The sequence below is a fragment of the Streptomyces sp. NRRL WC-3549 genome, from assembly GCF_000721935.1.
Lineage (GTDB): Bacteria > Actinomycetota > Actinomycetes > Streptomycetales > Streptomycetaceae > Streptomyces.
The window spans coordinates 37,049-46,436 of sequence record NZ_KL585416.1 but is presented as its reverse complement, the minus strand read 5'-3'; the positions used below and the strand labels follow the sequence as shown (position 1 = coordinate 46,436).

Sequence of the window (9,388 nt, the reverse complement as noted above, 5' to 3'; positions counted from 1 at the left end):
CGCGCCGTTCGGGCGCGTACCGGCTTCTTCCGTGTTCAGGCGCGTACGGGCTTGTCCGCGTGCAGGGCGATGGCGCGCTGCATCGCCTTGCGGGCCCGGGGGGTGTCCCTGGCGTCCTGGTAGGCGACGGCCAGCCGGAACCAGCACCGCCAGTCGTCCGGGTGGTCCTCGGTCTCCTCACGGCGCCGGGCGAACACCGCGTCGGCGGAGGCCCGGTCGATGCGTCCGGAGGGGGTGCGCTCCAGTTCGTCGACGGGCAGGCCGCCCTCGGCGTCCAGTTCGGCGGCCAGGGCGTTGGCCCTGCGGACGAACTGGGTGTTCTTCCAGAGGAACCAGAGCCCGATCACCGGCAGGATCAGCACGGCCACGCCGAAGGTGACGGTGAGCAGCGTGCCGTGCCGGATGAGCAGGACGCCGCGGCTGCCGGCCAGGACGAAGTAGAAGACCAGGACCGCGGCGGTGACGGCGTAGGTGAGCTTTGCGCGCATGGGGTGGGCCCCGTCAGTTCAGGTCGAGGAAGTGTTCCAGGCCGAAGGTGAGGCCGGGAGTGGTGACCACACGGCGGGTGCCGAGCAGGATGCCCGGCATGAAGCTGCTGTGGTGCAGGGAGTCGTGCCGGATGGTGAGGGTCTCGCCCTCGCCCCCGAGCAGGACCTCCTGGTGGGCGAGGAGCCCGCGGAGCCGGACCGAGTGGACCGGGACCCCCTCGACGTCCGCGCCGCGGGCGCCCTCCAGGGCGGTGGTGGTGGCGTCCGGCTGCGGGGCGCGCCCGGCCTGCTCGCGGGCCGCGGCGATCAGCTGGGCGGTGCGGGCGGCGGTGCCGGAGGGGGCGTCCGCCTTGTTGGGGTGGTGGAGTTCGATGACCTCGACCGACTCGAAGTAGCGGGCGGCCTGCTCCGCGAACTTCATGGTGAGGACCGCGCCGATGGAGAAGTTCGGCGCGATGAGCACCCCGGTGTCCGGGGAGGCGGAGAGCCAGGTGTTCAGCTGCGCGAGCCGTTCGTCGGTCCATCCGGTGGTACCGACGACCGCGTGGACGCCGTGCCGGACGCAGAAGTCCAGGTTCTCCATCACGGACGCGGGAGTGGTGAGCTCCACGACGGCCTGGGCGCCGGTGTCGACGAGGGTCTCCAGCCGGTCGCCGCGGCCCAGTGCGGCCACCAGCTCCATGTCGTCGGCGGCCTCGACGGCCCGTACCGCTTCGGAACCGATGCGGCCCTTGGCGCCGAGAACGGCCACGCGCAGCTTGCTCATGTGCTCTTTCCTTAGGGAGTGGAGAGACCGCCCGGAGGGTCGGGAAACCGCCCGGAGGGTCAGGAGACCGCCCGGTGGAGGCGGTCGGCCTGCTTGTCCTTGAGCGGCCCGATGACCGAGAGCGAGGGCCGGTGTCCGAGGACGTCGGCGGCGACGGCGCGGACCTCGTCGGGGGTGACCGCGGCGATCTTCGCCAGCATGTCGTCGACCGACATCTGCTCGCCCCAGCACAGCTCGCTCTTGCCGATCCGGTTCATCAGCGCGCCGGTGTCCTCCAGTCCCAGCACGGTGGAGCCGGCAAGCTGGCCGACGGCCCGGCTGATCTCCTCGTCGTCCAGGCCCTCGCTCGCCACCCGGTCCAGCTCCTCGCGGCAGATCCCCAGGACGTCGTGGATCTGTCTCTTATACACGATGTGTATAAGAGACAGAGCCCGCAGTCGGCGAAGCCGGAGGTGTACGAGTAGACGCTGTAGGCCAGGCCGCGCTTCTCCCGTACCTCCTGGAAGAGGCGGGAGCTCATGCCGCCGCCGAGCGCGGTGTTCAGGACGCCGAGGGCCCAGCGGCGCTCGTCGGTCCTGGCGAGGCCGGGCATCCCGAGGACGATGTGGGCCTGCTCGGTCCTGCGGTCGAGTACGTCCACCCGGCCCGCGGTGCGCAGCGTCCTGGAGCCCGCGCGCGGTGCGGTGGGGACGGCGTCGGTACGGGTCAGGGCGCCGGCCCGCTCGAAGGCGCGGCGGACCTGGCGTACGACCTTGGCGTGGTCGACGTTGCCCGCGGCGGTGACGACCAGGTGGGTGGGGTCGTAGTGCTTCTTGTAGAAGCGGGCGATCCGACCGCGGTCCAGCGCGTTGATCGTGTCGACGGTGCCGAGGACGGGGCGGCCCAGCGGGGTGTCGCCGAGCATCGTGTGCGCGAACAGGTCGTGCACGCAGTCGCCCGGGTCGTCCTCCGTCATGGCGATCTCCTCGAGGATCACGCCACGCTCGGCGTCGACGTCCTCGGGGGTGATCAGCGAGCCGGTCAGCATGTCGCAGACGACGTCGATGGCCAGCGGCAGGTCGGTGTCCAGGACCCGCGCGTAGTAGCAGGTGTACTCCTTCGCCGTGAAGGCGTTCATCTCGCCGCCGACCGCGTCGATCGCGGAGGAGATGTCGAGGGCACTGCGCTTGTCGGTGCCCTTGAAGAGGAGGTGTTCGAGGTAGTGCGTCGCGCCGTTCAGGGTGGGTGTCTCGTCGCGTGATCCGACGTTGGCCCAGATGCCGAAGGTGGCGGAGCGGACGGAGGGCAGGGTCTCGGTGACGACGCGGAGCCCGCCGGGGAGAACCGTGCGGCGGACGGTGCCGACGCCGCCGTTGCCCTTGAGGAGAGTTTGGGTACGGGCGACGGCCCGCCCCCCGGTGGAGGGGCGGGCCGTCGTCGCGGAACTACGGGACGTCACTTGGAGGCGTCGTCCTTCTTCTCGTCTTCTTCGCCCTCGACGACGGGGACGAGGGAGAGCTTGCCGCGGGAGTCGATCTCCGCGATCTCGACCTGGACCTTGGCGCCGACGCCGAGGACGTCCTCGACGTTCTCGACGCGCTTGCCGCCGGCGAGCTTGCGGATCTGCGAGATGTGCAGCAGACCGTCCTTGCCGGGCATCAGGGAGACGAACGCACCGAAGGTGGTGGTCTTGACGACCGTACCCAGGTAGCGCTCGCCGACCTCGGGCATGGTCGGGTTGGCGATCGCGTTGATCGTGGCGCGGGCGGCCTCGGCCTGCGAGCCCTGCTGGGCACCGATGTAGATGGTGCCGTCGTCCTCGATCGTGATGTCGGCGCCGGTGTCCTCCTGGATCTGGTTGATCATCTTGCCCTTGGGGCCGATGACCTCACCGATCTTGTCCACCGGGATCTTGACGGTGATGATCCGCGGGGCGTTCGGGGACATCTCGTCCGGGACGTCGATGGCCTCGTTCATGACGTCCAGGATGTGCAGACGCGCGTCACGGGCCTGCTTCAGCGCGGCGGCCAGGACCGAGGCGGGGATGCCGTCGAGCTTGGTGTCGAGCTGGAGCGCGGTCACGAACTGCTTCGTACCGGCGACCTTGAAGTCCATGTCGCCGAAGGCGTCCTCCGCACCGAGGATGTCGGTGAGGGCGACGTAGTGGGTCTTGCCGTCGATCTCCTGCGAGATCAGGCCCATGGCGATGCCGGCGACGGCGGCCTTGAGGGGCACACCGGCGTTCAGCAGGGACATGGTGGAGGCGCAGACCGAGCCCATGGACGTCGAGCCGTTGGAGCCCAGCGCCTCGGAGACCTGGCGGATCGCGTAGGGGAACTCCTCGCGCGACGGCAGCACCGGCACGATGGCGCGCTCGGCGAGCGCGCCGTGGCCGATCTCGCGGCGCTTGGGCGAGCCCACGCGGCCGGTCTCACCGACGGAGTACGGCGGGAAGTTGTAGTTGTGCATGTAGCGCTTGCGGGTCACCGGGGAGAGGGTGTCCAGCTGCTGCTCCATGCGCAGCATGTTGAGGGTGGTGACGCCCAGGATCTGGGTCTCGCCACGCTCGAACAGCGCCGAGCCGTGCACGCGCGGGATGGCCTCGACCTCGGCGGCGAGCGTACGGATGTCCGTGACGCCGCGGCCGTCGATGCGGACCTTGTCCTTGATGACGCGCTCGCGGACCAGCTTCTTGGTCAGCGCGCGGTAGGCACCGGAGATCTCCTTCTCGCGGCCCTCGAAGGCCGGGAGCAGCTTCTCCGCGGCGATCTCCTTGATGCGGTCCAGCTCCGCCTCGCGCTCCTGCTTGCCGGCGATGGTGAGCGCCTTGGCGAGCTCGGTGCTGACGGCGCCGGTGAGCGCCTCCAGGACGTCGTCCTGGTAGTCGAGGAAGACCGGGAACTCGCCGGTGGGCTTGGCGGCCTTGGCGGCGAGGTCGGACTGGGCCTTGCAGAGCGCCTTGATGAAGGGCTTCGCGGCTTCCAGACCGGCGGCGACGACCTCTTCGGTCGGGGCCTCGGCGCCGTCCTTGACGAGCTGGATGGTCTTCTCGGTGGCCTCGGCCTCGACCATCATGATCGCGACGTCGCCGTCCTCCAGGACGCGACCGGCGACGACCATGTCGAAGACGGCGTCCTCGAGCTCGGTGTGCGTCGGGAAGGCGACCCACTGGCCCTTGATCAGGGCGACGCGGGTGGCGCCGATCGGGCCGGAGAAGGGCAGGCCCGCCAGGATCGTGGAAGCGGAGGCGGCGTTGATCGCGACCACGTCGTACAGGTGGTCGGGGTTGAGCGCCATGATCGTCTCGACGATCTGGATCTCGTTGCGCAGGCCCTTCTTGAAGGAGGGGCGCAGCGGGCGGTCGATCAGGCGGCAGGTGAGGATCGCGTCCTCGGAGGGCCGGCCCTCGCGGCGGAAGAAGGAGCCGGGGATCTTGCCGGCCGCGTACTGCCGCTCCTCGACGTCCACCGTGAGGGGGAAGAAGTCGAGCTGGTCCTTGGGCCGCTTGGAAGCGGTGGTGGCCGACAGCACCATGGTGTCGTCGTCCAGGTACGCCACGGCGGAGCCTGCGGCCTGCTTGGCGAGGCGGCCCGTCTCGAAGCGGATGGTGCGGGTGCCGAACGTGCCGTTGTCGATCACGGCTTCGGCGTAGTGGGTCTCGTTCTCCACTAGTGAATTCTCCATACTCGTCGTCTTTCGTCCTGCCGCCCGTGTGGCGGAGGACGGTGCGGAGAAGCGCACCGTGTGTGCGGGCCGGTCTTCGATCGAAGCTCCCGGGTGTTGCCCGGGGGCCACTACCGAGGACCGGCGGCGGCTGTGGGGCGCCTCTCCTCGTACTGTCCTTCTGCGTCCAGGTTACTGAGCCTGAGCCCGGTCCCGCACGTACAGCAAAGGGAGCGGCCCCCTGGATCCGGGGAACCGCTCCCTCTCACAGCGTGTCTACTTGACGCCGCCGGCCGCACCGCGGCGGATGCCGAGGCGGTCGACGAGCGCACGGAAGCGCTGGATGTCCTTCTTGGCCAGGTACTGCAGAAGGCGGCGGCGCTGGCCGACCAGGATCAGCAGACCACGACGGGAGTGGTGGTCGTGCTTGTGCGTCTTGAGGTGCTCCGTCAGGTCCGAGATCCGGCGGGAGAGCATCGCCACCTGGACCTCGGGGGAACCGGTGTCGCCCTCCTTCTGAGCGAACTCGGCCATGATCTGCTTCTTCGTAGCGGCGTCGAGCGGCACGCGTACTCCTCTAGGTGTTCGATGCGCCCACGAGTGCCCCTGGTCTGGTTCTCAGGGGTGCTTCCGAGACTCGGAGGCGAAGGTCCGATGAGCGCAGTCCCCAGATGCCCGGAGACGCGTACACAAACGGCCACCGCCCAGGGTACCAGTCGTCCGGGGCCGCCCTCGACGGGCGTCAGCTGGTCATGGCCCGGGCCCGCGCGAAGACGTCCAGGACGGCCAGGCAGAGCGGGACCAGGGAGAGCAGCAGGACGCTCTCGGCGAGGTCGAGGAGCCGTCCCCAGAAGGGGGAGAGGCCCTTGCGCGGGATGATCAGGCCGATCGCGGTGAGCAGGGCGGCCCCCGCGGCGACGGCCGCCGACAGCCAGATCGTACGGATGTCGAGGGAGCCCCGGTCGCCGTAGCGGACCAGGTCGTACAGCAGGTCGGCCGGCGGGTTGAGGGAGAGGCCGAGGACGAGGAGGGCGATCGCGCCGATGCCCGCCACCAGCACGCAGGCGACCTGCGAGGTGTAACGGAACAGGCGGGCGCGCAGCAGCATCGCGAGGCCGGCGGCGAGTGCGAGGACCTGGCCCCAGACGTTGTCGGAGAAGCCGAGTACGGCGGCGGAGGCGACGACGACCGCGGCGCATCCGCCGACGAGGCCGAGGAGCATCTCGTGGCCGCGGCGGGCCTGGGCTGCGATGCGGTCGCCGTCGACGGGTTCGGCGTCCGTCTCCCCGGCGGCGGACGGTTCGGCGAAGGCGTCGTCGTAGCCGGCCGGGGCGGTGCGCGGGGAGGCGTAGCCGATGGGCAGCCGGGCGAAGCGTGCGGACAGGCCCGGCAGGAAGGCGACCAGGCCGAGGGCGACGACGGCGGTGACGGCCGCGGTCCGGGTGGCGGAGGCCTCGGTGAGGATCGCCACGAAGGTGGCGAGGATCCCGACGGTGGCCAGGAAGGTCGCGGCCACGAAGGGCGCGTCGCCGCTCGGGGTGAGGGCGACCAGGACGACCGAGGCGAGCAGGACGGTGACGCAGCCGAGCAGGAACTGGAGGCGGCCGGGGCCCGATCCGGCGTCGGGGCCGATGACGCCGGAGCCCGCGATGAGGACCAGGGGCAGGGCGCCGAGCCCGAGGGCGACGGCCGTGGCGCGGTCCGAGTAGACCCGGGCGCGCACGCCGGCGAACGCGGTGAGCAGCAGTCCGGCGGATCCGGCGATGATGCCGGGCAGGCTGTGCATGTCGTGGCGTACGGGGTCGGCGAACCAGAGCACGAAGCCCATCAGGACGAGCAGCAGCACACCGCCCACCAGGCCCGCGCCGCGCAGGAGTTCGTCGCTCCACAGGTGGCGGTCGCGGGTGACGGCGGAGGCGACGGCGTCGGAGACGTCGTCGAAGACGGCGGGCGGCAGCGACTGGGCGAAGGGCCGCAGGCTCAGGAGTTCGCCGTCGAGCACCCGCTGGGCGGCGAGGGTGCGGGCGCCGTCCAGGACGGTGCCGTCGCGGCGCACCAGGTGGTAGCCGGTGGGGGTGCCGGCCGGCTGGGTCTGGCCCGTGAGACGCAGTATCTCGGGGTACACGTCGGCGACGGCGATGTCCTCCGGGAGGGCGACGTCGATCCGGCTGTCGGGCGCCACGACGGTGACGCGGCAGAAACCCGTGGCTGCGGTCGTACTCACGTGTCTGGTCCCCCTGATTCGCGGATGCGCACGGTGCGCGCGCCACCCTACCGGGAGGGGTGGCGGAGATCGGCAAGTAGGATCGCCGTCGCGCGGACGGGAGTCCGCGCGCACGCAGCCACGGGGGCGTCGGTGCGGACCCAGCCGGCCTCCGCCCGTCCGTATCGAGGGATTGGTGCTCCGGTGAGCCAGATCGTCGTGAAACGTCCTCCGCGGTCTCTGCCGCCGGAAGTCCCGGCGGAGGAGTTGACGTTGGAGGCCCCTCCGGAGCTGCCGCGCGGGCAGCAGGAGGGCATGCTGATGCAGGTCCTCCCGGTGCTCGGCATGGGCTCGTCGGTGGTCTTCTTCTTCTCTCCGCAGGCGCCTCCGTTCATGCGGATCATGGGTGTCCTGATGCTGGTCTCGACGGTCGGCATGGTGGCCGCCCAGATCGTCCGGCACCGGCGCGGTACGCAGGGGCAAATGGGCGATGTCCGGCGTGACTACCTGAAGTACCTGGCCCAGACGCGGCGTACGGTGCGCCGCACGGCGCGTACCCAGCGCGATGTGCAGCTCTACCTCCACCCGGCGCCCGAGCAGCTGTGGTCGGTGGTGGCCGAGGGCAGCCGGGTGTGGGAACGGCGGGTCGGCGACAAGGACTTCGCGCAGGTGCGGGTGGGGCTCGGCGCGCAGCAGCTGTCGACCCCGCTGATCGCTCCCGACACGGCACCGGTGGACGAGCTGGAGCCGATGTGCGCGGGGGCGATGCAGCGGTTCCTGTCGGTGCACGGGTCGCTGGACGGGCTGCCGATGGCGGTCTCGATGCGGGCCTTCTACCACGTGACGGTGTCGGGCCATCAGGAGTCGGCGCAGTCGGCGGCCCGTGCGCTGGTGGCGCAGTTGGTGACGCTGCACTCCCCGGAGGACCTGATGGTCGCCGTGGTGGCGGCGCCGGGTGCGGTCGGGCGCTGGGACTGGGTGAAGTGGCTGCCGCACACGCAGGTTCCGGGGCAGGTCGACGGTGCCGGGACGAAGCGGCTGTTCGGTGACGACCTGGGTGAGCTGGAGAAGCTGCTGGCGGGCCGGCTGGACGGGCGGCCGCGGTTCAACCGGGAGAGCCAGCCGGTGATGGACCAGCCGCACGTCGTGGTGGTCCTGGACGGTGGGATGGTGCCGCCCGACTCGTTGCTGGCGGCGGCCGAGGGCCTGCAGGGCGTGACGATCGTCGAGGTGGTGCCGGGCGAGCTGGACGAGCCGCGCGGCGGCCTCTCGGTGGTGGTGCACCCCGGGCTGCTGCGGCTGGAGTCGGGCGCGGGTCTGGCGTACGAGGGGGTCCCGGACGGCATCTCGCCGGAGGCCGCCGAGGCGCTGGCCCGGCAGCTGGCCCCGCTGCGGATGGGCGGGGGCGACGACGACGAACCGCTGCTGGCCAACCTGGACTTCACGGATCTGCTGAACCTCGGGGACGCGGCGGCGGTCGATGTGGCGCGTACCTGGCGGCCGCGGTCGGTGGCGGAGCGGCTGCGGGTGCCGATCGGGGTCGGGGAGGACGGCCAGCCGGTGATGCTGGACCTCAAGGAGGCCGCGCAGGACGGGATGGGACCGCACGGGCTGTGTGTGGGTGCGACGGGTTCCGGCAAGTCGGAGCTGCTGCGGACGCTGGTGCTCGGGCTCGCGGTCACCCACTCCTCGGAGACGCTGAACTTCGTCCTCGCCGACTTCAAGGGCGGCGCCACGTTCGCGGGGATGTCGCAGATGCCGCACGTGGCGGCGGTCATCACCAACCTCGCGGACGACCTCACCCTGGTCGACCGCATGGGCGACGCGATCCGCGGTGAGCTCCAGCGCCGTCAGGAGCTGCTGCGTTCGGCGGGCAACTACGCCAACATCCACGACTACGAGAAGGCCCGGGCGGCGGGCGCGGCGCTGGAGCCGCTGGCCTCGCTGGTGCTGGTGATCGACGAGTTCTCCGAACTCCTGACCGCCAAGCCGGACTTCATCGACATGTTCATCCAGATCGGCCGCATCGGGCGCTCGCTGGGGGTGCATCTGCTGCTGGCCTCGCAGCGCCTGGAGGAGGGCAAGCTGCGCGGTCTGGACACGTACCTCTCCTACCGGGTCGGTCTGCGGACGTTCTCGGCGGCGGAGTCGCGTACGGCGCTGGGGGTGCCGGACGCGTACCACCTGCCGTCGGTGCCGGGTTCCGGCTACCTGAAGTTCGGTACGGACGAGATGACCCGCTTCAAGGCGGCGTACGTCTCGGGGACCTACCGCACGGGTGGGCCGGAC

6 protein-coding genes and 1 pseudogene are annotated in these 9,388 nt (G+C 70.9%); 1 reads left to right on the top strand and 6 read right to left on the bottom strand.

From position 1 onward, the window contains the following. Nucleotides 1–35: 35 nt before the first annotated feature. The 6 genes and pseudogenes from IH13_RS0123380 to eccD all read right to left on the bottom strand — a co-directional run bounded on the left by IH13_RS0123380 (nt 36) and on the right by eccD (nt 7,120). Complete coding sequence (locus IH13_RS0123380) at nt 36–488, bottom strand: tetratricopeptide repeat protein (RefSeq protein ID WP_031087494.1); 453 nt, start codon at nt 486–488, stop codon at nt 36–38. Nucleotides 489–501: 13 nt separating this feature from the next. Further along, on the bottom strand, nt 502–1,254 hold the full coding sequence (dapB, locus tag IH13_RS0123375) for a 4-hydroxy-tetrahydrodipicolinate reductase (protein ID WP_031087491.1): 753 nt from the start codon (nt 1,252–1,254) through the stop codon (nt 502–504). Between the two features lie 59 nt (nt 1,255–1,313). Beyond that, nucleotides 1,314–2,692 (bottom strand): annotated as a pseudogene (locus tag IH13_RS38225) (M16 family metallopeptidase). Then, nucleotides 2,689–4,902, bottom strand: a complete 2,214-nt coding sequence (locus tag IH13_RS0123365; protein WP_031087489.1) for a polyribonucleotide nucleotidyltransferase — start codon at nt 4,900–4,902, stop codon at nt 2,689–2,691. Before IH13_RS0123365 ends, IH13_RS38225 begins: the two are co-directional and overlap by 4 nt. A gap of 270 nt (nt 4,903–5,172) precedes the next feature. Then, nucleotides 5,173–5,463 carry a 30S ribosomal protein S15 gene (gene rpsO, locus IH13_RS0123360; RefSeq protein ID WP_028443538.1) on the bottom strand — a complete coding sequence of 97 codons (291 nt, stop codon included), beginning with the start codon at nt 5,461–5,463 and terminating at the stop codon, nt 5,173–5,175. Between the two features lie 175 nt (nt 5,464–5,638). Further along, on the bottom strand, nt 5,639–7,120 hold the full coding sequence (eccD, locus tag IH13_RS0123355) for a type VII secretion integral membrane protein EccD (protein WP_031087486.1): 1,482 nt from the start codon (nt 7,118–7,120) through the stop codon (nt 5,639–5,641). 183 nt (nt 7,121–7,303) lie between these two features. Here eccD and eccCa point away from each other — a divergent pair. Continuing rightward, nucleotides 7,304–9,388 (top strand): type VII secretion protein EccCa (gene eccCa / locus IH13_RS0123350; RefSeq protein ID WP_031087484.1); only part of this gene is annotated, 2,085 nt, incomplete at its 3' end.

What these genes read in the sequence shown, in the direction of transcription:
- dapB (WP_031087491.1), bottom strand. Translation starts at nt 1,254, where the DNA reads ATGAGCAAGCTGCGCGTGGCCGTTCTCGGCGCCAAGGGCCGCATCGGT.
- IH13_RS0123380 (WP_031087494.1), bottom strand. Translation starts at nt 488, where the DNA reads ATGCGCGCAAAGCTCACCTACGCCGTCACCGCCGCGGTCCTGGTCTTC.